Annotated in this window: 27 protein-coding genes and 1 pseudogene; 13 read left to right on the plus strand and 15 right to left on the minus strand. The window is 58.5% G+C overall.

What is annotated here, in order from left to right:
• Window positions 1-684 precede the first annotated feature (684 nt).
• From DXT96_RS00380 to DXT96_RS00450, 15 genes and pseudogenes are all read right to left on the minus strand, one after another.
• On the minus strand, window positions 685-1,887 hold the full coding sequence (locus tag DXT96_RS00380; RefSeq protein WP_153513167.1) for a flagellin: 1,203 nt from the start codon (window positions 1,885-1,887) through the stop codon (window positions 685-687).
• Window positions 1,888-2,259: 372 nt separating this feature from the next.
• The gene (fliP, locus tag DXT96_RS00385; protein ID WP_052817083.1) at window positions 2,260-2,997 is read right to left on the minus strand and encodes a flagellar type III secretion system pore protein FliP; all 738 of its coding nucleotides are present in this window, start codon (window positions 2,995-2,997) and stop codon (window positions 2,260-2,262) included.
• On the minus strand, window positions 2,994-3,497 hold the full coding sequence (locus tag DXT96_RS00390; RefSeq protein WP_149898555.1) for a flagellar basal body-associated FliL family protein: 504 nt from the start codon (window positions 3,495-3,497) through the stop codon (window positions 2,994-2,996). Before DXT96_RS00390 ends, fliP begins: the two co-directional genes overlap by 4 nt.
• 27 nt (window positions 3,498-3,524) lie before the next feature.
• Window positions 3,525-4,244, minus strand: coding sequence for a flagellar basal body L-ring protein FlgH (gene flgH, locus DXT96_RS00395; protein WP_046800576.1), 720 nt, complete (start codon window positions 4,242-4,244; stop codon window positions 3,525-3,527).
• Window positions 4,241-4,777 carry a MotE family protein gene (locus DXT96_RS00400; protein ID WP_153513168.1) on the minus strand — a complete coding sequence of 179 codons (537 nt, stop codon included), beginning with the start codon at window positions 4,775-4,777 and terminating at the stop codon, window positions 4,241-4,243. The genes flgH and DXT96_RS00400 overlap by 4 nt, the downstream gene beginning before the upstream one ends.
• Window positions 4,774-5,829: pseudogene (locus DXT96_RS00405) on the minus strand (flagellar basal body P-ring protein FlgI); the annotation flags it as partial. The pseudogene DXT96_RS00405 and the gene DXT96_RS00400, both read right to left, overlap by 4 nt.
• Window positions 5,830-5,891: 62 nt before the next feature.
• Window positions 5,892-6,380: a flagellar basal body P-ring formation chaperone FlgA gene (gene flgA, locus DXT96_RS00410; protein ID WP_153513169.1), complete on the minus strand. Its 489-nt coding sequence runs from the start codon at window positions 6,378-6,380 to the stop codon at window positions 5,892-5,894.
• Window positions 6,381-6,400: 20 nt separating this feature from the next.
• Window positions 6,401-7,189 (minus strand): flagellar basal-body rod protein FlgG, encoded by a 789-nt coding sequence (gene flgG, locus DXT96_RS00415; RefSeq protein ID WP_003503427.1) that lies wholly within the window; start codon window positions 7,187-7,189, stop codon window positions 6,401-6,403.
• Window positions 7,190-7,207: 18 nt separating this feature from the next.
• Complete coding sequence (locus tag DXT96_RS00420) at window positions 7,208-7,543, minus strand: flagellar hook-basal body complex protein FliE (RefSeq protein ID WP_149898559.1); 336 nt, start codon at window positions 7,541-7,543, stop codon at window positions 7,208-7,210.
• Window positions 7,540-7,959, minus strand: a complete 420-nt coding sequence (gene flgC / locus DXT96_RS00425) for a flagellar basal body rod protein FlgC (protein ID WP_153513170.1) — start codon at window positions 7,957-7,959, stop codon at window positions 7,540-7,542. Before flgC ends, DXT96_RS00420 begins: the two co-directional genes overlap by 4 nt.
• Window positions 7,960-7,962: 3 nt before the next feature.
• The gene (flgB, locus tag DXT96_RS00430) at window positions 7,963-8,355 is read right to left on the minus strand and encodes a flagellar basal body rod protein FlgB (protein ID WP_149898561.1); all 393 of its coding nucleotides are present in this window, start codon (window positions 8,353-8,355) and stop codon (window positions 7,963-7,965) included.
• Window positions 8,356-8,515: 160 nt separating this feature from the next.
• Window positions 8,516-9,079, minus strand: a complete 564-nt coding sequence (locus DXT96_RS00435) for a hypothetical protein (protein WP_371418755.1) — start codon at window positions 9,077-9,079, stop codon at window positions 8,516-8,518.
• Window positions 9,080-9,083: 4 nt separating this feature from the next.
• Complete coding sequence (gene fliI / locus DXT96_RS00440) at window positions 9,084-10,490, minus strand: flagellar protein export ATPase FliI (RefSeq protein WP_153513171.1); 1,407 nt, start codon at window positions 10,488-10,490, stop codon at window positions 9,084-9,086.
• Window positions 10,491-10,501: 11 nt separating this feature from the next.
• Entirely contained in the window at window positions 10,502-11,236 is a 735-nt protein-coding gene (gene flgF, locus DXT96_RS00445; protein ID WP_149898564.1) for a flagellar basal-body rod protein FlgF, read from the minus strand.
• A 1-nt stretch (window position 11,237) separates the two neighbouring features.
• Window positions 11,238-12,017: a DUF1217 domain-containing protein gene (locus DXT96_RS00450; protein WP_149898997.1), complete on the minus strand. Its 780-nt coding sequence runs from the start codon at window positions 12,015-12,017 to the stop codon at window positions 11,238-11,240.
• 185 nt (window positions 12,018-12,202) lie between these two features.
• Here DXT96_RS00450 and motA point away from each other — a divergent pair, with 185 nt between their 5' ends.
• From motA to rem, 13 genes are all read left to right on the plus strand, one after another.
• Window positions 12,203-13,075 carry a flagellar motor stator protein MotA gene (gene motA, locus DXT96_RS00455; RefSeq protein ID WP_149898565.1) on the plus strand — a complete coding sequence of 291 codons (873 nt, stop codon included), beginning with the start codon at window positions 12,203-12,205 and terminating at the stop codon, window positions 13,073-13,075.
• Window positions 13,072-14,031: a FliM/FliN family flagellar motor switch protein gene (locus DXT96_RS00460; protein ID WP_174373094.1), complete on the plus strand. Its 960-nt coding sequence runs from the start codon at window positions 13,072-13,074 to the stop codon at window positions 14,029-14,031. Before motA ends, DXT96_RS00460 begins: the two co-directional genes overlap by 4 nt.
• 63 nt (window positions 14,032-14,094) lie before the next feature.
• The gene (fliN, locus tag DXT96_RS00465) at window positions 14,095-14,634 is read left to right on the plus strand and encodes a flagellar motor switch protein FliN (RefSeq protein ID WP_149898567.1); all 540 of its coding nucleotides are present in this window, start codon (window positions 14,095-14,097) and stop codon (window positions 14,632-14,634) included.
• Between the two features lie 27 nt (window positions 14,635-14,661).
• On the plus strand, window positions 14,662-15,705 hold the full coding sequence (fliG, locus tag DXT96_RS00470; RefSeq protein ID WP_149898568.1) for a flagellar motor switch protein FliG: 1,044 nt from the start codon (window positions 14,662-14,664) through the stop codon (window positions 15,703-15,705).
• Window positions 15,706-15,832: 127 nt separating this feature from the next.
• Window positions 15,833-16,915 carry a flagellar biosynthesis protein FlhB gene (gene flhB / locus DXT96_RS00475; protein ID WP_153513174.1) on the plus strand — a complete coding sequence of 361 codons (1,083 nt, stop codon included), beginning with the start codon at window positions 15,833-15,835 and terminating at the stop codon, window positions 16,913-16,915.
• Between the two features lie 5 nt (window positions 16,916-16,920).
• A complete protein-coding gene (locus DXT96_RS00480; protein ID WP_046800591.1) occupies window positions 16,921-17,358 on the plus strand; it encodes a hypothetical protein in 438 nt (145 codons plus the stop codon).
• Between the two features lie 306 nt (window positions 17,359-17,664).
• Window positions 17,665-18,981 (plus strand): flagellin, encoded by a 1,317-nt coding sequence (locus DXT96_RS00485; RefSeq protein WP_153513175.1) that lies wholly within the window; start codon window positions 17,665-17,667, stop codon window positions 18,979-18,981.
• 248 nt (window positions 18,982-19,229) lie between these two features.
• Window positions 19,230-19,880 (plus strand): hypothetical protein, encoded by a 651-nt coding sequence (locus tag DXT96_RS00490; RefSeq protein WP_153513176.1) that lies wholly within the window; start codon window positions 19,230-19,232, stop codon window positions 19,878-19,880.
• Window positions 19,877-21,157, plus strand: a complete 1,281-nt coding sequence (locus tag DXT96_RS00495) for a MotB family protein (protein ID WP_153513177.1) — start codon at window positions 19,877-19,879, stop codon at window positions 21,155-21,157. Before DXT96_RS00490 ends, DXT96_RS00495 begins: the two co-directional genes overlap by 4 nt.
• Entirely contained in the window at window positions 21,154-22,443 is a 1,290-nt protein-coding gene (motC, locus tag DXT96_RS00500; RefSeq protein WP_207134842.1) for a chemotaxis protein MotC, read from the plus strand. The genes DXT96_RS00495 and motC overlap by 4 nt, the downstream gene beginning before the upstream one ends.
• Complete coding sequence (locus DXT96_RS00505; RefSeq protein WP_153513178.1) at window positions 22,440-23,801, plus strand: flagellar hook-length control protein FliK; 1,362 nt, start codon at window positions 22,440-22,442, stop codon at window positions 23,799-23,801. Before motC ends, DXT96_RS00505 begins: the two co-directional genes overlap by 4 nt.
• The gene (locus DXT96_RS00510) at window positions 23,749-24,315 is read left to right on the plus strand and encodes a lytic transglycosylase domain-containing protein (protein ID WP_153514118.1); all 567 of its coding nucleotides are present in this window, start codon (window positions 23,749-23,751) and stop codon (window positions 24,313-24,315) included. Before DXT96_RS00505 ends, DXT96_RS00510 begins: the two co-directional genes overlap by 53 nt.
• 282 nt (window positions 24,316-24,597) lie before the next feature.
• Complete coding sequence (gene rem, locus DXT96_RS00515) at window positions 24,598-25,269, plus strand: transcriptional activator Rem (RefSeq protein ID WP_149898575.1); 672 nt, start codon at window positions 24,598-24,600, stop codon at window positions 25,267-25,269.
• The last annotated feature ends 61 nt before the right edge of the window (window positions 25,270-25,330 follow it).

Raw genomic sequence — 25,330 nt, forward strand, 5'->3', positions numbered from 1 at the left:
AGAGACGCGGTCCTGCGTCGTTTCCATGTTCTGGCCGATGGAGCGCAGGGTCTGGAGCGCAGACATGGCTGCGACGTTGGTAAGAATGCTTGTCATGATAAATTTGCCCCTTGAATGGCTGATTAGAAAAGGGACATTCCGGTTTCACCGGGAACAGCGCGCAGCGTCATGCCTGCTAACCGGCTGATTTTTAAAGGTTAGCTCACCGTTTCGATGGCTCTAGCTAACCTTCATATAGTTAATTAACATCTAATGACTCTCTAAAAAAGTGCATTCAGAGTAATTGATCTTCAACCTTTGCGCGTGCGCGCGTGTAACCGCAAATGCTTAAAAAACAATAAAGCCGCACCCGTTTCCGGATGCGGCTTTGGTAGAGGAACAATACGCTCGGGTCAGCCTCCGTCGCGTTTGCCTTTTCACCTGATTGAAAGACGGTCAGCCCCCGCTTGCGATCCTGTGTCTCATGTCATTCCGGCCAGCGGCTATCCGCTTGTCCATACGCAAAATCTGACAGCCGATGCTTGCCAATTTCCTAATTTCACAGGGCATACGGCCCTTCGTTCAATTCGTGGTAAATGCTTTGAAAGCAGGGATGGTAAACGAAACATTGCGGTTTGCGGACCACTCCATAAAGCAAAACCGCGCCCTTTCGGGCGCGGCTCGGTTTTTGTAATTTCGGTCCGATTAACGGAAGAGCGACAGGATGTTCTGCGAGTCGCTGTTGGCGATCGACAGGGCCTGAATTGCCAGCTGCTGCTGCGTCTGCAGAGCCTTGAGGCGGGTGGACTCTTCGTTCATATCGGCGTCAACCAGGCGGCCGATACCCTTTTCCATCGTATCGGACAGCTTGGAGACGAAGTCTTCCTGCAGGGAGATACGCGAAGAAAGAGCACCGAGCTTTGCAGCGGCGGAGTTCATGCCTTCCAACTGACCATCGACATGCGAGATCAGGCTGTCCAGTACGTCTTCGTTAGTCGCCGTGGCGGCAAGGCCGAGACCGGTCTTGATGGTGTCGAGCTTGGTGATGTCGACCTTGGCGACCGAAGTGTCCGTTACGAACACGGCAGCCGTCGTGGTCAGAGCGGTCGGTGTGCCAGCGAGCGCAGTACCGGTTGCGTCCGTTACTTCCAGGAACTTGTTCGGTTCAACTTCCTTGAAGAACTTCGGAGTAGCGGCACCGTCCGTCCAGACGCTGTCCGATACCTTGGAAGCGGTCGCAGCAGCGGGCGGGGTCGTCGTTGCGGTGTAGTACTTGCCGTCCGTCCACTGGGCAACGGTTGCCTTCGTAGCGTTCTTGTCGAGAAGGCCCTGGTTTTTGCCGCTGGAGTCGACCAGCACGTTCGTGCCGTCAAGCTTGATATCCACAGCCTGCGTCTGGACGTTGCCGGAAGCGTCACGGGTGAACGAGCCAACGATCTGCTTGTCGATCGATACGCCGACTGCCAGATCGGCAGCAGCAGCACCGGCCTTGCCGATCGAGCCCTTCAGCCAGTTTTCACCGGAGAACGATGCGGAAGAGGTGATGGACGTCAGCTGATCCTGAAGCTGGGTGATTTCAGCCTGGATCTTTGCCTTGTCGGCGGTGGATTCCTTGGCGGTTACGAGCTTCTGCTTGATCTGGTCAACGACCTTGATCGCAGATTCCATACCTGCGTAGGCAGTGTCGATCTTTGCAGCGCCGAGGCCCAGAGCGTCGGAAACGGAGCCGAGGGCTGCATTGTCGGAGCGCATCGTGGTCGCGATCGACCAGTAAGCAGCGTTGTCGGAAGCGGTAGCGACCTTCATACCCGAAGAAATACGGCCCTGTGTGGTTTCCATGTTGCTGCCGATAGAACGCAGCGTCTGGAGAGCAGCCATAGAGGAGGCGTTGGTGAGAATGCTTGCCATAATATATTGTCCCTTGTTTTTACGAGATACTGGAATTGGGGACATTCCGGACTTCGTATTACCGGTCACAACGTTTCGGCTTCATGCCACTCGGTTCAGAGTTACTTGTCTCTTGAAACCAAACCCGCTGTGTGTAGGGAGAATTTCGCAGCGAAAAATTGCGTAATTATTAATTTGAGCACTAAGAACTACTGGAAAATACTTATGGTTACTGCGAAGTGTATTTAAATGGTAAGTTTTTAATTTAAAATTATAGTTATCCGACCCCTAGCAAAACTGGTAACCAAAGCCTTAAAACGCGAAAACCCCGCTGCCGTGGGGCTGCGGGGTTAATAAACAGGATTAACGAAGTTTATTTCGGCACAGATGCCGTCAGTTGAACGATCTGACGAGGCTGCCGACGAGCAGGTTCCAGCCGTCGATCAGCACGAAAAACAGGATTTTGAACGGCAGGGAAATGGAGGTGGGCGGCAGCATCATCATGCCCATGGCCATGGTGATGGTGGCGACGATCAGATCGATGACCAGAAACGGCAGGATGATCAGGAAACCGATCTCGAAACCGCGCCGGATTTCCGACAGCATGAAGGCCGGAACGAGCACGCGGTAGTCGACGACATTGTCGGTCATCACTTCCTGTCCGCGCTCGCGGGCGATATCCACGAACAGCTTCAGGTCCTTGTCACGCGTATTGGCGTTCATGAAGGTGCGGAAGGGCTCGGCGATGCGTCCTATCGCCTGCTGCTCGTTGATCTGGTTCTGCAAGAGCGGCTGCACGCCGTCGGTCCAGGCTTTGTCGAAGGTGGGCGACATGACGTAGAAGGTCATGAACATCGCCATCGACAGCAGGATCATGTTGGACGGGGTAGAGGCCAGTCCCATGCCGGAGCGCAGGATCGAAAAGGCGATCACGAAGCGCGGAAAGCTCGTGACCATGATCAGGATGCCCGGCGCGACGGAGAGAACCGTCAGAAGGCCGAAAGTGCGTATGATCCATGCCGCGACGGATCCGTCTATCTGTGTATTGAACAGATCAGACGGGAATTGCTGGGCGTTGGCAAGGCCCGGCAAGGCGAGGAGGACAGCGATGGTTACAAGAAATCGAATCATTCGATGACAAAGGTCCGGAACATGACCTTGGATACGCGCCCTTTCGAGCGCAGGTCAACTCGTTCCTGAAGGTCATCCTTAAGATATTGAAAGCCGCGCGGCCCTTCCAGCTGCTGAAGGGAAACGGTGCGCACATAGGCCATGATATCCTGATGGATATCCTCGGCCAGCCCAACTTCCACCGGCCCCTTGAACATCAGCGCCACTTCCAGCCGTACCCAGTTGGTCGAGGGGTAGGCGAGGTTGGTGGTGATGGGGTCGAGCTGAACGATGCCGTTCGCTTCGGCGGAGATTTTTTCGATGCCCTCGGCGCCCTTGCCCTTTTCAGCCGAAGCGGCCGGCGCGTGTGCTGCGGCTTCCGCGCCGGCGAGCTTGGGGGCGATCATGCCGCCCACCAGCCAGCCGCCGCCCGCACCGAGCAGCGTCAGGATCACCACGCCCACGATCGTCATGACGACCGGGGAGGACTTTTTCTTGCTCTCAGCCTGTTCGTTTTCCATGGTCAGTCCCGCTCCCGCAAACCGGCGTCAAAGCGGCGAGAACAGGTCGACGACCTGCTGACCGACCGGGGGTTGCTGCACTTCCGTCAGGCGGCCACGACCGCCGTAGGAGATACGTGCCTCGGCAATGCGCTCGTAAGAGATCATGTTCTGCGCATCGACATCCTGCGGCCTGACGATACCGCCGACATTGAGGATGCGGATTTCATGGTTGACGCGCACTTCCTGCGAACCGCTGATGATGAGGTTGCCGTTTTCCAGAATGCCCGTGACGACGGCGGCCACCATCAGCGTCAGCTTTTCGGAACGCTTGGTCTTGCCCTTGGCCTGGGTGTCGGTGTCGGAGCCGTATTTGATGTTGGAGTCCGCTTCCGGCGTCCAGCCGAAGATTTCCGCCTTGGCCTTCCAGTTCAGACCGCTGGAATTGGTGCGGTTACGCTCGGTCTCGTTGTCGAAATCGGCCTTGTCGTTGATCTGGATGTTGACGGTCAGAATGTCGCCGATGTTCAGCGCGCGCAGATCCTTGAACAAGGCGCCCTGGCTGTCGCTCCACAGCGAATAGCCGCTGGCCATATGTTTCGGCTGCTTGGGATACATGCCCATCTGCGGCGTCTGGCTGAATTGCAGGCCGCTGCCGATCGGGCTCATCGCCGGTGCGTTGCCGATTTCCTTCAGGGTCTGGTTGTTCTGGCAGCCAGCAAGCAGGGCAAGCGGCAGGAGGAGGGCCGGAAGACGACGCGTGCTCATGAAGGATCCTTCGAAGTGTTTTTGTCGGTTGCCTGCGACATGATGCCGGCGACGGTGGCGGCTTTCTGCGCATCCATCTCGCTGAGGATGAGGCCGGATTGGCGCGGCGGCAGCTGCATGATGATGGCGGCCGCAATCTCCACATGCATCTTCTCGAGCTGGGGTGCGGCGGCATCCGCCTTCATCGTCTTGTAGACATCGACGAGATTGGCTTTTGCCTGGGCTAGGAAATGTTCGCGGCGCGCCAGCCAGTCCTCATATTCCGCCTTGCGGTCTTCCAGCACGGAGATGCGCTCATTGACGTCGGCCTGAAGCTTTTCAAGCTCCTGCTTTTGCATCAGGTACCGCTGGTCGCGGGCCGCATCGGCGATATTGGTGCAGAATTTCTGGATTTCATCCTGCGTGCTGAGTTCCGAGACCACGTTCTGCTGGCTTTCGGCAGAAGCGGCCGGCAACAGCAAAAGCAGCGAGGCGACGACCGCGAACCGGGCAAGACCATTCGGAAAAGCTTTGTTTTTAAGATGTTCCATCATTGCAGCACAAGCTCCGCCTGAAGGGCGCCGGCGGATTTGATGCCTTGCAGGATGGATATGATGCCATCCGCCTTGAGCCCGATGCTGTTGAGACCGGCAACCAGCGTGCGAAGGTCAGGACCTTCGACGATGGCGACCTTGCTGCCTTCCTGCAGCGCCATGATATCCGTCTGCGGCTGCACGGCGGTCTGGCCGCGCGAGAAGGGCGCCGGCTGGATGACCTGCGGTGATTCCGTCACCTGCACGGTCAGTGTTCCATAGCTGACGGCAACGCGGGAGATGCGCACATCCGCGCCGATGACAATCGTGCCGGTGCGTTCGTTGATTACGACCTTGGCGGGCGTATCCGTCTCCACCGTCAGGTTCTCGATTTCCGCCATCAGCCGGGTGAGGTCAGCGGTGCGGGGTTTCTGTACCGCGATTTCCTGCGAATCGCGCGGCTCGGCGATACCATCGCCGTAACGGGCGCGGGCAAAGGCGTTGACAACGTCCGCGACACGCACCGCAGTCGAAAAATCGGGATTGCGCAGCTGAAGGACCAGATTGACTGAATCCTTGAATTTGGACGGCAATTCGCGCTCGATGATCGCGCCGTTCGGCACGCGGGCAGAGGTGGTCACACCCTGAGTCAGCGTCGCTGCATCGCCCTGCGCCGAAAAGCCGTTGACGATCAGTGCGCCCTGCGCGACCGCATAGATCTGCCCGTCAGCACCGGAAAGCGAAGTCATGATCAGCGTGCCGCCACGCAGCGAGGTGGCATCGCCGAGAGAACTGACCGTCACGTCTACACGGCTGCCGGGGCTGGCGAAGGGCGGCAGATTGGCCGTCACCATCACTGCGGCGATGTTCTTGGCGTTCGACTGGCCGCCCTGCGTGGTGATGCCGAGATTCTGCAGCATCGCGCGCATGGATTGTTCGGTGAATGGCGAGGAGCGCAGGCTGTCGCCCGTGCCCTGCACGCCAACGACGAGACCGTATCCGATCAGCTGGTTGTCGCGTCCGGCCTGCAGCGATGCGATATCCTTGATACGGGATGTATCGGCATGGGCCGCAGGTACGGGAAGGAACGGCTGGGCCGAAAACAGAATGGCCGCGGCCAGGATACGAAGCAATCTCATTTCGCCATCACCTGAATGGTTCCGTCTTTCATGACAGTGCCGCTGACCATCACGCCGGAATCGATGTTGCGCACCCGCACCACTTCACCAAGCGAGCCGTCCGTCATCGGCGTTCCCGACGCCATCAACGTCATGTTGCCGATGGTGAAGACGAGCTTGACGCTGGTGCCGCGCACGACCAGAGACGCTTCGCGCAGTGCGGCGACCGGGATCGTGCGGCCGGGAAGCAGGGTCTGCTTGGAGATCATGCCTTCGACTTCGCTGATATCGGTCGCGTAACCTGAGGAAATATTGGGATTGGTCACTTCCACCGGCTTCACCTGGTCGGACGAGATGGTCTCGCCCGGATAGATGGTGCGTGTGGGAACCAGCGCCATCGGCGCCTGCGCGAGAGCCGGCGCCATGGCAACCAATGAAAAGGCAGACGCCAGGCACATACGGACGAGCACCGTTCTGCAGCTGTTATTGTTTCGGCCAAACCTCATGTCCGCCTGCCTTTCCGTTCTTATTTCAGGTTCTTACTGACAATCGATGCCATTTCGTCAGCGGTGGTGATGACCTTGGAATTCATCTCATAGGCGCGCTGCGCCGTGATCAGGTCGGTGATTTCCTTGACGGCATCGACGTTCGAGCCTTCAAGATAGGACTGCTTGATGTAGCCGTAGCTCGGATCATCAGGCACACCGATGACCGCGTCGCCGGAAGCCGGCGTCTGGGCAAAAAGGTTGTCACCGAGCGGCTTCAGGCCCGCTTCGTTGGCGAAGTTGGCGATGGTCAGCTGGCCAAGTTCGGTGAAGTCAGCGGCGTTGCCGATACGGGCCGTCACCTGACCCGTGCGGGTAACGGTGATGTCCTGCGCGTCGGTCGGGATATTGATGTTCGGAATGACGTTGTAGCCGTCGACCGTCACCAGATTGCCGTCGGCATTCTTGTTGAAGGCGCCGGCGCGGCTGTAGAGCGTCGAACCGTCGGCCGCCTCGATCTGGAACCAGCCCTGTCCGATAATCGCCACGTCGAGCTTGTTGCCGGTTTCGATCAGGTTGCCCTGGGTGTGGATGTTACGCACGGCCGAAGTCTGCACGCCGAGACCGATATTGGCGCCTTCCGGCACGATGGCCTGATTGGCGCGGTTCGGCACGCCCTGCATGCGCTCGGTCTGGTAGAGCAGATCGGTAAACTCAGCACGCGCGCGCTTGTAGCCTGTGGTGTTGATGTTGGCGATGTTGTTGGCGATGACTTCCAGATTGGTCTGCTGGGCGTCCATACCGGTGGCGGCGATTGCAAGAGCTCTCATATCAATATTCCCGCTGGGCTAGATCTGCATCTTGGTAATGTCGAGATAGGCCGACACGATCTTGTCGCGCAGCGCGATGGCGGTCTGCAGCGATTGCTCGGCCGAAAGCACGGCATCGACCACTTCACGCGTGTTCGCCTTGCCCTGAATGCCTTCGAAGGAGGCGACTTCCGCCTTCTTCAGGTTGTTCATCGCATCCAGCGATACGTTGCCGAGAACGCTTGCGAAGCTTGCGCCCGTCTGCTGGGCCGGCGTCGTCTGCTGGCTGCCGAAGACGCTTTCCGTCAGCGAGGAGATGTCGCTCGCGCCGCGCGTGAGCGAAAGAGAACCGAGTTGCTTGATGCCGTCGATCATTGTGATGCCTTCAGAAGGTCGATGGTGGAAGCGACGAGGTCGCGTGTCTGGCGGATGACCTGAAGGTTGGCGTCATAGCTGCGGTTGGCTTCGCGCATGTCGGCCATTTCAATCAGGATGTTGACATTCGGCATCTTCACCATGCCGTTGGTGTCGGCGGCCGGGTTGCCGGGATCGTATTCGTGAACGAAATCGCCACGGTCGACACCGAGCTTCTTCACCGTCACGCGGTCCACGCCGGTGGCGCGGTCGAGCTCCTGGCCGAAGGTGACCGTCTTGCGGCGATAGGGGTCGGCGCCGGGGGTGTCGCCGGTCGATCTGGCGTTGGCGATGTTTTCGGAAACGACGCGCAGTCGGGTGGACTGCACTTCCAGGCCGCTGCCCGCGATCTTGCTCGCCGCACTCAAGGGATCCATAGCTTACCTCTTAACCGTCATCAGCATCATGCGATGGAAGGATTTGACCAGATTGGCGTTCAGGTCGTACTGCCGCTTGATCTCGCCGGTCTTGGTCATTTCTTCAGCAAGCGCGACCGAATTGCCGGATTCCTGCATGCCGATCTCGTTATTGATCGGGTTGTCGCGCACGGCGATAGTTTCGCTGAGGTCGCTTGCACCGAAATGGGCGGGATGTGTCTTTGCCATGCCGACCTGCTGGCTGGTGGCCTGCATGACCGCTTCGAAAGGGTTGACATCCTTGGCGTGGAACTTGGGGGTGTTGGCGTTGGCGATGTTGGTCGCCACGACTTCCTGCCTCACGCTCAGCCATTCCGCTTGGCGGGATGCCAGATCGAACAGTTGAATCGGTTGCATAGACTTCTCCATCTCGTATGGCCCGAACCTACGGGGCTAATCTTGCGTCAGACTTGCGGAGAAGGGCGAAGGCACCAAACGGCGGAAGAACCGGTATGTGTGAAACAAAAAAGGCGCGCCGGCAGATGCGGCGCGCCTTTTTTGAGGGAAGAAAAACCGTCTATTTTTCAGGACGATAGGTTTTTCCGGAAGAAGTCTCGATCTGCCATTCACCGCTGCGCTGCTCGATCTTGGTCAGAAGCGCATTGTCGGGCAGGGTGGAGCCGACCCGCACCATATACATGCCTGATCCATCCTCGATCAGCGCGCGACCGTTTGAAACATGCAGCAGGCGGAACGAGGTCTGGCCGGGGAAGGGCTGATCTTCCACACCGGCGGCGAGATCGTTCTGCTTTTCCTTGCCGCTGGCGTTGACTGTCGCCGTCGTCAGCATGTCCGGCAGTTCGCCCGGCGGCGGCATGTCTTCCTTGTTGCGGTTGGTCATGGCCATCGGCGAAACGCTGAAGACCTCCCGGGGGCCTGTGTGAGGCAGGTCGCGTGTACGGTCACCGCCCGCCACCTTTATCCCAAACTTGTCTTCGTTGAAGAACACGTACCAGGGAAAAAATGCGGCGGCAGCGGCAAGCCCTATTCCCGTCCAGGCCAGAATGCGGTCGAGCGTGAAGAAAGGCGGCTGCGGCCGTGCGTCCTCGACGTCGCCATTGTCGATTTTTTTCTTTTTCACGGCGTCAGCCTCTCATTCTCGGGTTTACCTGCGGCTGATTATTCTGCGCTCCGCCCCGTAACGCCGTCGCCAGATCGGCATAGGCGTCCTGCGCTGCCGGTTCGTTCGGAAGCTGTTTCAGCGTTTCGTAGATGATCGGGACCTGCTTTATCGCCATGTCGAGATCAGGATCGGTGCCGGGCCGGTAACCGCCGATGAGGCGCAGATCCCGCGTTTCCTCGAAGCGATGCACCAGCGCCTTCAGGCGCGAGACCAGTTTTTCCTGATCCGGCGTCCATGCCTTCTTGGCGAGACGCGAGATCGAGGCGAGCGGATTGATCGGCGGATAACGGCCTTCTTCGGCAAGGCTGCGGTCCAGCACGATATGACCGTCGAGAATGCCACGGGTCGAATCGGCGATCGGATCGTTGTGATTGTCGCCATCCACCAGAATGGAGACGATGGCGGTGATGGTGCCGGTGCCTTCAGCGCCCGGTCCCGCCCGCTCCAGAAGGCGCGGCAGCTCAGTGAAGACCGAGGCCGGGTAACCGCGCGCCACCGGCGGCTCGCCGGAAGCAACCGCCACTTCGCGGATCGCATGGGCGAAACGGGTGACGCTGTCGATGATGAGAAGGACGTTATCGCCCTTGTCGCGGAAGTGCTCGGCAATTGTGACGGCGGAAAGCGGGGCCATCTTGCGCAGCATCGGGCTTTCATCGCTGGTCGCAACGACTGCGATGGACTTGCTCATATTCTCGCCCATCGTGTCTTCGATGAATTCGCGCACTTCGCGTCCGCGTTCGCCGACCAGCGCAATCACCACCTTGTCGAAAGCGTCGGCCTTGGCGAGCATCGACAGCAGCGTGGATTTGCCGACGCCCGAACCGGCGAAAATGCCGAGACGCTGGCCGAGGCACAAAGGCGAGAAAATATCGATTGCCCGCACGCCGGTCTTGAAAGGCGTCTCCACCCGCTTGCGCGTCATCGATGGCGGCGCATTGTTGGAAATCGACCGGCGTTCTGTACCGGAGGAAAGCGGCCCCTGGCCGTCGATGGGTTCGCCCAGCGCATTGATGGTGCGCCCACACCAGCTGTCGTCAGGCGCAACACGGAAAGCGCCCTTGCGGATGACGGTGTCGTGGATGCCGATCGGTTCGCCCGGTTCGATGGGGCAGACGTAGCAGATGTCCGGCTCCACGCGCACCACTTCGCCGAGATGGATGCCGGTCGCACTGCGGTGGGCGACGAACTCGCCGAGCCGCACATGCCGCGACAGGCCGGACACCGTATAGTGTCCTGCGGCAATGGTGCGGACATGGCCGCCCGGCGCCACCGAAAACTCCGGATCGGCATAGTGCCCGGTGAGACTCGCCAGTTGCGCGAGCTTCGGTGAAATGGCCTCAGCCGAGAGCATGGGGTCCGGCATTGTCATACATCAGTTCCTTAACGCGCGCCGCCAAGCGTCTTGATGCCTTCGCCGAAGGTGGATTCGGTGTCGCGCATCAGCGAGGAAATGCTCTCAAAGGCCCGGTTGACCTGAATGAGCTGCGTCATCTGGGAAATGCCGTTGACGTTCGACTGTTCGAGATAACCCTGAACGACGCCGACCTCGTGATCGTTGACGACCGGTGTCGGCTGAGCAACGGGTTTCACGCCGCTATTGGGATGGCGCAGGAAACCTTGCGAGAAATCCGCCTTGAAGATGCCGAGCGTGGCGACGATGTTTTCGTTCTGCCTGATGGCACCGTCGAGGCCGACGGTGATCGGTCCGCCATTCGGATTGAGCTGGATGGGACCGCCGCCGGAGTCAAGAACGGGATAACCGTTCGAGGAGATCAGCGCGCCGTCCGGGCGCATGGTGAAACGGCCGTCACGGCTGAGAATCGGGCCATCAGGCGTGTCCATCGAGAACCAGGCGTCGCCCTTGATGGCAAAATCAAAGGAATTGCCGGTCTGCTCGAAAGCACCCTGGCGAGTGGAGAGATAGTCGTTGCCCTGTGAAACGAAGGCCACTTTGGCATTCATGTCATTGTGGTTCTTGGCGACCATTTCGTCGAATTTCACTTCGGAGCCACGGAAGCCGACCGTGTTCACATTCGCCATATTATCGGAAATGGTGGTGAGACGGCGCTCCAGCGCGATCTGCGAGGACAGGGCGACATATAGTCCGGATTGCATATCATTTGCCTCCGAGTTTCAGGGAGTTGATGGAAATCAGCAGGTCCGGGGAAATACCGTAGCCGCTGGAGGAGCCGAAAACGGCCAGGGGGTCGTAGGTCGTCGAGGGGTTTTGCATTTCCCACATGATGGTGAAACGCTCGAGCAGCTTGCCGACCTTCTCAGGATCCTGCAGATCCTTGATCTTGATGGATTTTTCGATAAGAGCGGCCTGTTTCTCGACACTCGCAGCGGCAAATTCGTCGGGCAGGTTGAAGGCTGTGCGGAACACCTGCGCGAGCGCATCGTCGGCCAGGAAATCCATGCCTGATTTGATCGTCGGCGCCTTGCGCTCGAAATAAAGGGCAAGCCGGACACCGTTATTGTCATCGCCGGCTGTCTGTTCCAGCGTCTGGCGGGTATATTTCTCGATGGTGCCCGATTGTGCCGCCTCAGTCGCGGTCGCAGCTTTTCCCAACTCCGCAAAATTCAGCGATTTCGCCAGATCCGCGTAACGATTGTCGGAAAGCTTGTTGGCGAAGGCATTCTTGTCCGACGTGCCTTCGGTCAGCACCTTGCGGATGAAGGCTTTGGCATAGGCCATATCTTCGAGGCCGTGAGCTTTCAGCGCGTAATTATAAAGGCGTGTATCGGCCATGAAGTCGTCGATGGATTTCACATCGCCGATTTTTGCGCGGTAATATTCGGTTTCGCGCGCCACGTCGGGCTGCTTCGACACGCGCTCAAGCGACTTGCCGATGTCCTGACTGATCAGTCTGTAGCTGGTGTAGGTGGAAGTCACTGAACCGCCGCTCTCGTTTGATCCCGATCTCAAGGCGCACGTCCGCCTTTGCCGGCATATTGCCGTAGCTTGCTTGTGCGAAACTGATTGCTGGAGAAGCATGAAAGAGGCGTAGCGGACAGGTTCACGCAAGCCACATTTTCTAGAGATGTCGGCATGGAACACTGTTCGGGCGTGGTCGATCAATGAATATTGTAATTGGACTTATAATCACCTTCGGCTGCATCATCGGCGGCTACATGGCGATGGGCGGCCATCTGGACGTCCTCATTCAGCCGTTCGAACTGTTGATTATCGGCGGAGCGGGGCTTGGCGGCTTCATCATGGCGAACCCGATGAAGGTCGTGAAAGATTCGGGCAAGGCGCTCGGCGAGGCCTTCAAACACTCGGTTCCGAAGGAGCGCAACTATCTCGACGTGCTCGGCGTGCTTTATTCGCTGATGCGCGACCTGCGCACGAAATCGCGCAATGAGATCGAAGCCCATATCGACAATCCGGAAGAATCCTCGATCTTCCAGTCGGCGCCTTCGGTTCTGAAGAACAAGGAACTGACCTCGTTCATCTGCGACTATGTCCGCCTCATCATCATCGGCAATGCCCGCAGTCATGAGATCGAGGCGCTGATGGATGAGGAAATCGAGACCATCCTCAATGACAAGCTGAAACCTTACCACGCGATCACCACCATGGGGGATTCCTTCCCCGCCATCGGGATCGTCGCGGCGGTTCTCGGCGTCATCAAGGCCATGGGCAAGATCAACGAATCGCCCGAAGTGCTGGGCGGCCTCATCGGCGCCGCACTCGTCGGCACCATGCTCGGCATCATCCTATCCTACTCGATCTGCAACCCGCTCGCGTCGCAGGTCAAGATCGTCCGCTCCAAGCAGCACCGCCTCTACATCATCGTCAAGCAGACACTGATCGCCTACATGAACGGCTCGGTGCCGCAGGTCGCACTTGAATATGGCCGCAAGACCATCTCCAACTACGAGCGGCCGTCCATCGACGCCGTCGAGCAGGAGATGATGAATCCCGGCGGCGAAAACAAGGCGGCATGACCATGGCAAAAGCTGCAGCGCAAAGAGCCCCCGCCATCGACACGGCCCTGCTCGCGCAACTCACCGGCGGGCTTTCCGATCGCAAGACGATCGCCAGGATCGGCTCCGATATCGGCCACCTCTACAGCGAATTCCTGCCTGATATCTTTCACAGCGAGACCGGCATCGCGATCGACGTCGAATATATCGGTTCCGAATCGGGGCTGATGACCGATCTCATCGCCAATGTCGGACAGAACGTCTCGATTGCCGATTGTTCGCTGCGCAACTGGTGCCCCAATTTCATGATGGCGGTCGGCAACGGCTTCGTCATCGCGCTCATGGAGCGCATGCTGGGTGCGGCGCCAGACACCATCGGCGACCCGGATGAACGCAGCCTATCGCATATCGAGCTTGACCTTGCGGCCATGGTTCTCGGCCGCATCGCGGGTGTCCTGCGTTCGGGCGTCAACGCGCCGGGCGGCTTCGAGGCGACAATCGACCCGCCGTTCAGCGCCAACGGAAAGAGCGCCTTCGACGAGATGATTGCCGGCCTTTACGGCGTCACCATCCGCATGAAGATCGATATCGGCAAGGTTTCGTCCGAGTTTTCTCTCATCGTGCCGCAGCGGCCCCTGCTCAAGACCTCCATCGTCGCGCCCAAAGCTTCGGCCCAGGCGCTGAAGAAGCAGGAGGAATGGATGGAGATGATCTCGCAGCAGGTGAAGAGATCGCAGGTAACGCTCGAGGCGCGCATCAAGCTTGAAACGCTGACGCTGCGGACAATTTCCAAACTGGTGGCCGGCGACGTCATTCCGTTTCAGGATCTGAAGCAGGACGATATCGGCGTCGAGGTCAGCGCCAACGGCTCCAAGCTTTATAATTGCGAATTCGGCAAGTCCGGTGACCGCTACATGGTTCGGGTGAAGAACAATGTCAGCACGGACGACGAGATTTTGCGACATCTGATGGGTTAAATCCTGCCCGCCCTTTTGGGTTCTGGGCAGGCTGACGCAAGTTTCAAAGGGAATAATCAGCGCATGGCTACGAAGAAAACACCTGTGACCGATGATGCGGAGCTGCCGTCGCTGGAAGATGCCGGCGACCTCGACCAGGCTATCGGCGATCTGCGTGGCGTCCTCAAGACGGATGCGGAAGGTTCGCTGTCCGATTTTGGCGACTTCGGCGATTTCGGAAGCACGGAAGATGCTTCCATTGATACCGATCTTTCCGCCTTCGGTGGCGGAGCGGCCGGTTTTGCGATGGACGATTTCACTGCGGCCCCGCAGGTCGCGGGTCTGAAGGCGCCGCTCGGCAGCGGATTGTCCGAAAACATGGAAATGATCATGGACATCCCGATCGATGTCCAGATCGTTCTCGGCACCAGCCGTATGCTGGTTTCGGGCCTGATGAACCTCGAAGAGGGTGCGACGATTGCGCTTGACCGCAAGATCGGCGAGCCGGTCGAAATCATGGTGAATGGCCGCCGTATTGCGCGCGGTGAGATAACGGTACTTGAAGACGACGATACGCGCTTCGGCGTAAAATTGATTGAAGTAATGAGTACGAGAAAAGCCTGATCCCTGTGGGGACGGAGAGGAAAGACCATGATGGACTTCGAGGATTTCGGTAACCCGCTGGCAGGGAAGCCGTTGTCTCAGACCGACAAGGCGGCCGCGGTGCTGCTTGCCATGGGCAAGGGCGTCGCCGGCAAGCTGCTGAAGTTTTTCACGCAGCACGAATTGCAGATGATCATTTCCTCGGCTCAGACCCTGCGTGTCATTCCTCCCGACGAACTTGCCCAGATCGTCGCGGAGTTCGAAGACCTGTTCACCGAAGGAACGGGTCTGATGGACAATGCCAAGGCAATCGAAAGCATTCTCGAAGAAGGTCTGACCCCTGAAGAGGTGGACAGCCTTCTCGGCCGCCGTGCGGCCTTCCAGGCCTATGAAGCGTCGATCTGGGATCGCCTGCAGGAAGCCGAGCCGGAATTCGTCGGCAAGTTCCTGCTGCGCGAGCATCCCCAGACCATCGCCTACATCCTCTCCATGCTGCCCTCGTCCTTCGGCGCCAAGGTTCTTCTGACCATTCCCGAAGAGCAGCGCGCCGATATCATGAACCGCACGGTGAACATGAAGGAAGTGAGCCAGACGGCCGCCCAGATCATCGAGAAGCGTGTGGTCAACCTCATCAACGAGATCGAAGCGGAACGTAATGCAGGCGGCTCCACCAAGGTTGCCGATCTGATGAACGAGCTGGAGAAGCCGCAGGTCGACACGCTGCTCAGCTCGCTCGAAACGTTGAGCAAGGAAGCAGCAAACAAGGTAAAGCCGAAGCTCTTCCTCTTCGACGACCTCATGTTCATGCCGCAGCGCAGCCGCGTCATGCTGCTCAACGATGTTTCTGCCGATGTTCTGACGATGGCGCTGCGCGGCGCCACGATGGAAATCAAGGAATGTGTGCTGTCCAGCATCAGCCCGCGCCAGCGCCGCATGATCGAATCGGATCTCGCCGTACCGCAGGCCTCGATCAATACCCGCGAAGTGGCGATCGCCCGCCGCGCGGTGGCCCAGGAGGCGATCCGTCTGGCCAATTCCGGCCAGATCCAGCTGAAGGAAGCCGGAGCGGACGAACAATCGGCGGCTGCCTAAGCGGAAGCCGGTTGATAACTCGCCCTTCGGGCAGAGCCGGCCATTGCGATGGCCGGTCTCGAGCGCTAGTTTCGGGATGACGGCCTGCCGGGATCGGCGGGCCTTTTTTTGATCCCGGGAACGTGCCTTGGCAGACGATGAGGACAAGGACAGTAAAACAGAAGCCCCGACGGAGAAAAAGCTCCGCGATGCGGCTGAGAAGGGCAATCTTCCCTTCTCTCGGGAAGTGCCGATCTTTGCTTCGTCGCTCGCATTTTACTGTTATCTGGTCTTCTTTCTGCCCGATGGCGCCGGCCGTCTTGGCGTCACGCTGAAAGACCTGTTCGGCCAGCCCGACCAGTGGGACCTCAGCACCCGGCCGGATGCCCTGTCGCTGCTTTATTTCCTCGGCACTTCCATGGCCTATCTGCTCATGCCGGCCATGATCATGTTCATCATCTTCGGCCTTGCCTCGTCGTTTCTCCAGAACCTGCCGTCGCCAGTGCTTGAGAGGGTGCGCCCGCAATGGTCGCGCATCTCGCCCGCGAAGGGGTTCACGCGCATCTACTCCAAGCAGGGCTTCGTGGAATTCGGCAAGTCGCTGTTCAAGATATTGATCGTATCGATCATCATGTTCATGTCGCTGCGCGGCGATTTCTACGGCCTGATCGACCTGATGTTTTCCGATCCGCAAGTGATTTTCGTCAAGGTTGTCGAACTCGTCAAAAAAATGATGGTCGTGATCCTGTTTTCGACCGCATTGCTAGCCGCCGTCGACCTTTTGTGGACCCGCCACCACTGGTTTAGCCAGCTGAAGATGACGAAGCATGAGGTGAAGGAAGAGTATAAGCAATCGCAGGGCGACCCGGTGGTCAAATCCCGCCAGCGCTCAATCGCCCGCGATCGCGCCCGCCGTCGCATGATCAACAACGTGCCGCGCGCAACACTTGTCATCGCCAACCCGACACACTTTGCGGTGGCGCTGCGTTACGTGCGCGAAGAAGGCGATGCGCCTGTCGTCGTCGCCAAGGGTCAGGACCTTATCGCATTGAAAATCCGCGAGATTGCGGAAGCAAACAATATCCCCGTTTTTGAAGATCCGCCGCTCGCACGCTCCATGTTTGCGCAAGTCTCGATCGATAGTGTGATTCCACCAGCCTTTTACAAGGCTGTGGCTGAGCTCGTTCATCGGGTTTACGCCATGAAGTCATCGAAAATACGGGTTCAATAAAACCAATGAAAAAATCCGCCTATTCTGAACAGCGGGAAATGATCGTCGCAGAGGCGATCAACCCGATCGCCACCGAATTACGATTGCTAGACCCGGCAGACCTGATTTCGCTGCTCAGATTCGAGTGCTATGGCAGCATCGCCGACCTCGTCTCTTCAGCCGCGGAGCTTTATTATCATCCCGGCACGATCAATTTCGGTGCGGGTGGCGAATACAAGCTCGAATGGGAAGGCGCCCCGGAGATCGTTCTTGATCTCGAAATCAAACCGAAGGGCGCCACGGTTTATGCGCAATTGATCCTCGCCAATGAACATGCGGCGGTCGAGATCAATCATGTTTCGTTTCAGAATCCTTCGGAAAACCCGGATGAGAACACCGAGTTCCTGCGCAGAAGCCTGATGGCGGCCCGATTCGTTCCGGCCCATCAGGGCGAAGCGGCCTGAACCACACCACCGATATTGTCATCGATTGATCGTTGCGACCGCTAAAATGGCGGCCGCGACGGTTTTGTTTTATCGCTTTTTCGCCCGACCTTGCCTGAAGCCTGCCGCTTTATGCAAAACCGCTCTGGGGAAGCGAGGAACGCCTTGCAAATCAGCGTTGTTGTTTGGTACCTATCGAATTAACGATTTGTTAACGAACGGCAGGTCGCGGTGGCTCATTTCAACCATCGCCGATGCGCATGATGCTCCTGCTCGTTTTCGGCGCTGCGCCGGATTTTTTCTTATATTTTGAATTGGGTGGAACCCATGACCAGCATTATGACCAATGCGGCGGCAATGGCCGCGCTGCAAACCTTGCGCATGATCGACAAGAGCCTTGAGACAACGCAGGCGCGTGTCTCCTCCGGTTACCGTGTCGAGACGGCGGCGGATAACGCGGCCTATTGGTCTATCTCAACGACCATGCGGTCCGACAATACGGCGCTTTCGGCCGTACAGGATGCGCTGGGTCTTGGAGCCGCCAAGGTCGACACTGCTTTCGAGGCCGTTGAAAGCGCCATCGAGACGGTCAAGTCTCTTAAGGCGAAGCTGGTCGCCGCCTATGGTGTGGGCAGCAACCGAACGAAGATCCAGGAAGAAATCAAGCAACTTCAGGATCAGCTGAGAAGCATTTCCGAATCGGCCTCCTTCTCCGGCGAAAACTGGCTTCAGGCGAAAATCGGCGATGGCAAGACGCCGGCGGCCGAAGAGCCGATCATCAAGAAGATCGTTGCTTCGTTTACCCGCACCGCTGCAGGCGCGGTGGGCGTAACGACGGTCGATTATTCGCTTGATTCGAGCACCGTGCTGTTCGATCTGAGCGGCGGAAAATTTGGCATTCTCGACACCGAGGCCCGCTTCCTACGTAAGAATGAAGCGACAGTGACGATGCGCACGACGGACACGCCTGCATCACCTGCGCTTCCTACGGTCACCGACAAGAATTATGTGGTCGCTACGCTGAATGACAGCGAAGTGGCTGCTTTGGCTGGCTTCAGTCTCAAGGCAACAGGCATCTACACCAATGCTGGCAGTACCCAGGGATATTTGAAGATCGGTGATGGCGTCTGGGTGAAACTCACCTCCACGGATCCCGCAAGTGCCGCCGCTCCAACCACCGACAGCACCACTCTGGTCGCAACGACGACATCGCCGAACACCAACTGGTACTACGACGTTTCCGCTGCAGTCGATCCCGACACCCGCAAACTCGGTATCTCGGTATCGACGCTCGACATCAACAAGCTGACCGACCTCGCCCAGAAAATGGGAACGATGACCGGAGAGCAATATACCGAAGCCAACGTGCTGGATGCGATGATGTCCTTTGTCGACGGACAGCTTGAAGCGATGACCAGCGCGGCATCCAGCCTTGGTTCGCTGCAGAGCCGCATCGACATGCAGGAGAACTTCGTCTCGAGCCTGATGGACGTGATCGACAAGGGCATCGGCCGTCTCGTCGATGCGGATATGAACGAGGAATCGACCAGGCTGAAGGCGCTGCAGACGCAGCAGCAACTCGGCATCCAGTCACTTTCGATCGCCAATGCCAATGCGGAAAATATCCTCCAGCTCTTCAAATAACGGGTCTGGCCCGGCGTGGGCGGGTGCGAAGACAAGGCGCGGGCTTCCGGAACAGGCCGCCTTCATCCTCGCACAAGTTTGAACACCTAACGTCGGGGTAATATCGGCTGGATCGCATGGCGTGATCCGGCCGGAATAATCGAAGAGACGGGCAGGGTAGCAAGGATGACGATGGTGCCGCCAAACGGCTTAAATCGCAGGCAAAGAAACATGTCTCGCCTCTCTGGCCAGTTTTGCCGGGGGCGTGCATGAGCGCCTCCATTGCAAGATATCTCAAGGATTTCGGTGACAGCCAGCCCGCCGGGCTGGCGTTTGGCGATCCGCTGGCGGATGCCGAGGGCATGTCCGGTTTCGGCGATGTCGCTACCGGTTTCGATGAATTCGAGACCGTCGATGTCGAAAGCGAAAAGCAGGCTGCCTATGCCCGTGGCCGCGACGATGCGACCCGGGAAATCACCGAGAAGATGCAGGCCGAGCGGGACGCGTTATTGGCTTCCCATGCGGCCGAACTGGAGGCCCTGCGTTCCGTCTATCTCGAAGAAATCGCGGTTTTCCTGTCCCGCGGGCTGCGCGAAGGCATCGATGCGATCGCGGCCAATCTCAGCGAACAGACTGCCGGTATCCTTGCCCCGGTTCTGACGGAAGAGCTGTCGCTCAAGGCGGTTTCGGCGCTGGCGGATGTCGTGCGCGCTTCCATGCCGGATGGCGAGGCTGTCACGATTGTCGTCAAAGGTCCCAGAGATTTGTTCGAGCATTTGAAGGCCCAACCGGGCTTCGAAGAAGAAACGATGAAATTTACCGAGACCACGGACATCGACCTTTCCGTCGAACTGGGTGAAAGCGTGTTTGTGACCCGCATGTCGGCCTGGGCGTCCAGTCTTCGCAAGGTGATGAAATGAGTGAAGGCGAAAATCACCACCACGGCAAAAACGAGATCATCATCGTCAAACGCCACAAAGGCGGGCACGATGGCGCCCATGGCGGCGCGTGGAAAATCGCTTACGCCGACTTCATGACGGCCATGATGGCGTTCTTCCTCGTCATGTGGCTGGTCAATGCCGCCAACGAGGAAACCAAGGCCTCGGTCGCCAGCTATTTCAATCCGATAAAACTGTCCGATGAAAAACCCTCGTCCAAGGGGCTGGAAAAGCCCGTGGACAAGGAAGAGGGTGTTGAGAAAAAGGACCAGTCGAATATCAAGGCGGAAAAGGTAACCCAGGGCTCTGCCGCGGCGACGGGTGAGGATCTGACGTCCCAGACTGGCGAACAGTCGAATTTCTCGGAAGCCGACTTCTTCGAGAACCCCTATTCCGTGCTGGCGGAAATTGCCCAGCAGGTCGGGCAGCAGGCCAATGTCAGCGCCAAGGGTGAGGGCGGTGCAGCTGATTCCGGCCCGGCGACGGGCGCAAGCGGCGGCGAGGCCTATCGCGATCCCTTCGATCCCGATTTCTGGACCCAGCAGGTGAAGATCACCCGCGCCGACCAGCAGCAGAACCCGACGGAGCCGCAGCAGACGGCGGAGAAGCAGCAGGATGCGGCCAAGGACGCCGAAGCGGTGTTAGCCGCAGCATCTCAAAAGCCCGCTGATCCTTCGCAAGATGGCAAGCCGATGGAAGTTGCGGCCGTTGTGCCGCAGCAACGCCCGGATGCCATCGAGCAGGCAGCACTTGTAAAACCGCAGCCGGATGAGAAGCAGGCGACTGACGCCGAATGGCAAAAAGCCGACACGCTGCGCGAAGAGATCGAGAAGCAGATTTCAGGCATTACCGGCAAGCTCTCTGAAGGCCTGGTGGTGACGCCGGCCGAAGGCGGATTGCTGCTGACCATTTCCGACCAGTCGGAGACGCCGATGTTCAACGTCGGCTCGGCCGTGCCTCGCGGCGAAATGGTTCTGGCCATGGAAAAGATCGGTAAATTGCTTCAGGAGCGGGGCGGCAGCGTGGTGATCCGCGGCCATACCGATGGGCGGCAGTTCAAGGGCGAGGCCAATGACAACTGGCGACTTTCGATGGATCGTGCGCACAGCGCCTATTACATGCTAGTGCGCGGTGGTCTCTCCGAAGAGCGGGTGAAGCAGGTTTCTGGTTTTGCCGATCGCAGATTGCAGGTGCCGGCAGACCCTCTGGCGGATGCCAACCGCCGTATCGAAATCCTGCTTGAGGCCGATCGGGGGTGAGTGTGACGAAATCCTCGAAACGCTGGCTTTTTCTCGCGGCGACGCTTTGCGGTCTCGGTGCCGAGCCGATCAAGGCATTCTCGCAATCGCAAGACAGCCTCATGCCCTATGCCATGTTGCGCTCTCTGCAATTCGTGCAGGATTCGGTCGCCATGGGCGACCATTCGGCAACGGAAATGCAGCGGTTCCTGCTCCAGACGATCGATGAGCGGCTTAAAAGCGCGCCGTCGGCGATCTTCAAGGATCCGCGTAATGTCGATGCGGCGCTTGTCTATGCCATGAGCGGCGGCAATCCGGCGACGCTGGAATTGCTGGTCGCGCGCGATGTGGACGGCAATTTCGACAGCCGCGTCGCCGATATCCTGCGCAAATACCTCTCGGGCAAGGGTACGCTGGTGGCGCAGAGCATTGCAGCCATGGTGCCTGAATATCGCGGCACGCGGATCGGTGCCTACCTGGCACTGATCGGCGGCAATGTGACGATCCCGCGTGATCCGCTGGCCGCACTCGGTTTTTACGACATAGCCCGGCTGGAAGCACCCGGCACCATCGTGGAGGAGGCGGCCCTTCGCCGCTCGCTGGCAATTGCGGTTGAAGACGGCGATGCGGCGCGCGGTGTCGATTATGCGCAGCGCTATGCGCGGCGCTTCCTGCATTCGCCCTATGCCAGCCAGTTTGCGGATCTTCTGGTCTCGCTGGTGATCAAGCGCGCCGATTCCATCGGGGAAGAGACGATCCAGGAAACATTCGCCATGATGGACACGGAAAGGCAGAAGGAAGCCTATCTGCGTCTCTCCCGTCTTGCGGCGATCAGCGGCAAGGACGGGCTGGCGCGTATGGCGGCGCTGAAAGCGAAAGCTCTGTCTCCCGCCCTGCCGGACCAGCCGGAAGTGCAGGCAAATCTTTATGAAAGCCTTTCCAACATCGGCACGCCCGATGTGGTGAGCGCAATCGAGACAATCGTGCAAATCCCCGAAGGACAGCTTTCAGATCGCGACAGGGCGCTGCGGGATGCGGCAAGGACGATCGCCGAGCAGGTGGTCCGCCCACCCTCGTTGCAGCCGGGGCTTCCTGGCACCGAGGCCGGCGCTGCGATTACCCAGCAGGACGCCAGACAGAACCCATCCTCGAATGGGACAGCTGGCACTGAAGAAAAGAGCATATGGCGGGTTGAAACCCACAAGGCTGACGATGAGGGCGAGGATGTGCGGCAACTCGTAACGAGCGGCCGCAGCAAGCTTGATGAAATCGACAGCCTGTTGAAGAAAGGCGAGGGGGCACCATGATCGACGGAACCGTCAACGCGATAGTGAATGCACCATATAATGATCCACGCGCCGGCAGCGCCGGGGTGAGGGACGACGCCAAGGGCGGAAGTTTCGGCGAGGCGCTGTCCACCATTCGCGACGAGCGCCCAACGCAGGCACCGCATTCGCGGCATCAGCAGGAAGCAGGTTCGGCTGAGGAGCAGCACGCGCAGCCCGAAGGTGGCGAAGAAGAAGCAAAGACGCCGGTCAAGCGGCCTTCGACCTTCCTGAATGTAATCGGCAACGACCATTCCGCAGAAGGCCGCAGCCATGAGACGGCAGGCGAGCTTCAGAACGCTGGGAAGCCGGCGCGCACACCGGCTGAAAACGGCAAGACCGGCAAGAAGCTAAAGGACGACGCCGACAAGGATACGGAAACGACGGCGGATGCCATTGATCCAAAACTGGCGGATCTGAATACGATCGCGACCAATGTCGGCGATATCGCAACAGCCAAGACACCGCTTGAGGAAATCGCGCAGGCGATCGCCGGCAAGGCCGACCCGGTAAAGTCCGACAGGACCGAGACCGTCCGTGGCAAAACGGAGCCTTCGCCCAAGGACATGCCGACACGAGCCGAGCTTGCTGGCAATGAGGCCGAATCCGACTCGGATAGCGAAAACGGCGCTTCGGCATTCCGCTTCGCCTCCGCGCGTTCAGGCACGTCCCGCGCACTCGATATGAGCACGGTCCAGCGCGAAGGCCGCGTTGAATTCGATGCCCGGGAAAGAACCGGCAAGGCGGCCGATACCATAACTGTTCTCGATTCACGGCGGTTCATCGGCCTGGCGCCCTCGACCAACGCATCGGCATTGACCGGTCTCATCGCTAATGATCCGGAATGGGTCAGCGCCATGCAGCCCGGTTCGTCGCTGTCCAACGCCGCTGCCCAGAGCAGCACCGGTAAGGTCGTCCATACGCTGAAGCTGCATATGACGCCGATCGAGCTTGGATCGGTGACGATGTCGCTGCGCCTGGCCGGTGACGAGCTCGCCGTTCACATGACGGTGGAGAGCGTTGCGGCCTATAAAAAGCTTCAGGAAGACAGCAAGAGCATTCTTGATGGCCTGAAAGCGCAGGGTCTGACGGTCGATAACATCACCATCAGCATCGCTTCTTCCGACAAGAGTGACCAAACGGGCACACAAGGCAACAATCAGCAAAATCAGCAGGCGCAGCAACAGGGCCAGCAGGCCGCCGCAGGCCGCAACCGTGACGAGTCCGGCGCACGGGACGGCCGACAGGGCAATGGTGATAATTTGGGGGTGCATAATGAAGGCATGGATGGCGCTCTCGGCTCTGGCCGTTCTTCTGCTGACAATGGCGTCTACCTCTGAAAAAGCCTCGGCTTCGGCAACATCAGGTGTCTGTGAAAGGGAAATCCAGTCCGCCGCCCGCAAATATGGCGTGCCGGAGGGAATTCTCTATTCCGTTGGCCTGACTGAGACGGGCCGCAAGGGGCGGCTCGATCCCAATGCTATGAATATTGAAGGAAAACCGGTATTTGCGGCATCCACGGAGGAGGCATTGACCACTTTCGAGGCGGCGAAGCGCAATGGCGCCAAGCTGATCGATCTCGGATGCATGCAGATAAACCACTATTTCCATGGCGAAAACTTCACATCGGCGCGCGAAATGTTCGACCCGCGCCGCAATGTCGAATATGCCGCCATGTTCCTGCGCAATCTCCACAACAGGCATGAAACCTGGACCATGGCGGTCGCCCGTTACCATGCCGGCCCCAATAACGATCCGGCGCAGAAGAAATATGTCTGTCGGGTGATCGCCAATCTGGTGGCGACGGGCTACGGGAAATGGACCGTCAACGCGAAAAATTTCTGCGACGGATAACAATCTTTGGTTGTTTTCGGGTGTCCCGAGACTCGTCATGATAAATGTGGCCAGAGATTGATCGAAAAAAGGCGCTGCAAGCGGTTTTTTTGGGATTTTGAAATTTTTACACAAAAATTTTGTGCCATATATGGTTAACAACCACTATATATAGATCAAATCGGCACAAAATAGTTAATCAATTATTAATATCTATCGATGATTTCCTACAGTTGTCGCTGAATCCCCCGATTCTTATCAATGCCTCATTGGAAAACACCACACTGATTCGGAGGCGGACGAATGATCGTAGTGGTTGATGAGCGCGAGCTCGTTAAAGACGGCTATACATCTCTATTTGGGCGTGAGGGCATCCCCTCAACCGGGTTCGATCCGGTTGAATTCGGGGAGTGGGTCTCGACGGCTGCGGACAGCGATCTGGCGGCCGTGGAGGCCTTCCTGATCGGCCAGGGCGACCGGAGCTTCTCTTTGCCGAAGGCGATCAGGGATCGCACGACGGCGCCGGTTATCGCGGTCAGCGACCAGCCCTCGCTGGAATCGACGCTGGCGCTGTTCGACAGCGGCGTCGACGATGTCGTGCGCAAGCCGGTTCACCCCCGTGAAATCCTGGCGCGTGCGGCGGCGATCCGTCGCCGGCTGCAGGTCATCTCCAACTTCACCGATGCCGGGCCTATCAGGGTTTTCTCCGATGGCCGTGATCCGGAAGTCGGTGGTGAAGTATTTCCCTTGCCGCGCCGCGAGCGCCGCATCCTTGAATATTTGATCGCCAATCGCGGACGCCGCGTTTCCAAGACGCAGATTTTCAATGCCATCTACGGCATCTTCGATGATGACGTCGAAGAGAATGTCGTTGAAAGCCACATCAGCAAGCTGCGTAAGAAGCTGCGCAAGAAGCTCGGTTACGATCCGGTCGATTCCAAGCGGTTCCTCGGCTACAGCATTGATTGGCAATGATCTTCATTGACCCGCGTGGTCTTTTTCAAGCGCGGTATTTCAGACAGCTTCACGCAAGCCA

The sequence above is a fragment of the Agrobacterium sp. ICMP 6402 genome (assembly GCF_009498615.1).
Taxonomy (GTDB): Bacteria; Pseudomonadota; Alphaproteobacteria; order Rhizobiales; family Rhizobiaceae; genus Agrobacterium; species Agrobacterium burrii.

What these genes read in the sequence shown, in the direction of transcription:
- flgA (WP_153513169.1), bottom strand. Translation starts at nt 6,380, where the DNA reads ATGAGGTTTGGCCGAAACAATAACAGCTGCAGAACGGTGCTCGTCCGT.
- DXT96_RS00485 (WP_153513175.1), top strand. Translation starts at nt 17,665, where the DNA reads ATGACCAGCATTATGACCAATGCGGCGGCAATGGCCGCGCTGCAAACC.
- flgB (WP_149898561.1), bottom strand. Translation starts at nt 8,355, where the DNA reads ATGCAACCGATTCAACTGTTCGATCTGGCATCCCGCCAAGCGGAATGG.
- motA (WP_149898565.1), top strand. Translation starts at nt 12,203, where the DNA reads ATGAATATTGTAATTGGACTTATAATCACCTTCGGCTGCATCATCGGC.
- DXT96_RS00460 (WP_174373094.1), top strand. Translation starts at nt 13,072, where the DNA reads ATGACCATGGCAAAAGCTGCAGCGCAAAGAGCCCCCGCCATCGACACG.
- DXT96_RS00495 (WP_153513177.1), top strand. Translation starts at nt 19,877, where the DNA reads ATGAGTGAAGGCGAAAATCACCACCACGGCAAAAACGAGATCATCATC.
- DXT96_RS00505 (WP_153513178.1), top strand. Translation starts at nt 22,440, where the DNA reads ATGATCGACGGAACCGTCAACGCGATAGTGAATGCACCATATAATGAT.
- DXT96_RS00490 (WP_153513176.1), top strand. Translation starts at nt 19,230, where the DNA reads ATGAGCGCCTCCATTGCAAGATATCTCAAGGATTTCGGTGACAGCCAG.
- flgC (WP_153513170.1), bottom strand. Translation starts at nt 7,959, where the DNA reads ATGGATCCCTTGAGTGCGGCGAGCAAGATCGCGGGCAGCGGCCTGGAA.
- flgF (WP_149898564.1), bottom strand. Translation starts at nt 11,236, where the DNA reads ATGCAATCCGGACTATATGTCGCCCTGTCCTCGCAGATCGCGCTGGAG.
- fliP (WP_052817083.1), bottom strand. Translation starts at nt 2,997, where the DNA reads ATGATTCGATTTCTTGTAACCATCGCTGTCCTCCTCGCCTTGCCGGGC.
- flgG (WP_003503427.1), bottom strand. Translation starts at nt 7,189, where the DNA reads ATGAGAGCTCTTGCAATCGCCGCCACCGGTATGGACGCCCAGCAGACC.
- DXT96_RS00380 (WP_153513167.1), bottom strand. Translation starts at nt 1,887, where the DNA reads ATGGCAAGCATTCTCACCAACGCCTCCTCTATGGCTGCTCTCCAGACG.
- DXT96_RS00420 (WP_149898559.1), bottom strand. Translation starts at nt 7,543, where the DNA reads ATGATCGACGGCATCAAGCAACTCGGTTCTCTTTCGCTCACGCGCGGC.
- fliN (WP_149898567.1), top strand. Translation starts at nt 14,095, where the DNA reads ATGGCTACGAAGAAAACACCTGTGACCGATGATGCGGAGCTGCCGTCG.
- rem (WP_149898575.1), top strand. Translation starts at nt 24,598, where the DNA reads ATGATCGTAGTGGTTGATGAGCGCGAGCTCGTTAAAGACGGCTATACA.
- fliG (WP_149898568.1), top strand. Translation starts at nt 14,662, where the DNA reads ATGATGGACTTCGAGGATTTCGGTAACCCGCTGGCAGGGAAGCCGTTG.
- flgH (WP_046800576.1), bottom strand. Translation starts at nt 4,244, where the DNA reads ATGAGCACGCGTCGTCTTCCGGCCCTCCTCCTGCCGCTTGCCCTGCTT.
- DXT96_RS00510 (WP_153514118.1), top strand. Translation starts at nt 23,749, where the DNA reads ATGGCGCTCTCGGCTCTGGCCGTTCTTCTGCTGACAATGGCGTCTACC.
- fliI (WP_153513171.1), bottom strand. Translation starts at nt 10,490, where the DNA reads ATGACAATGCCGGACCCCATGCTCTCGGCTGAGGCCATTTCACCGAAG.
- DXT96_RS00390 (WP_149898555.1), bottom strand. Translation starts at nt 3,497, where the DNA reads ATGGAAAACGAACAGGCTGAGAGCAAGAAAAAGTCCTCCCCGGTCGTC.
- DXT96_RS00480 (WP_046800591.1), top strand. Translation starts at nt 16,921, where the DNA reads ATGAAAAAATCCGCCTATTCTGAACAGCGGGAAATGATCGTCGCAGAG.
- DXT96_RS00400 (WP_153513168.1), bottom strand. Translation starts at nt 4,777, where the DNA reads ATGATGGAACATCTTAAAAACAAAGCTTTTCCGAATGGTCTTGCCCGG.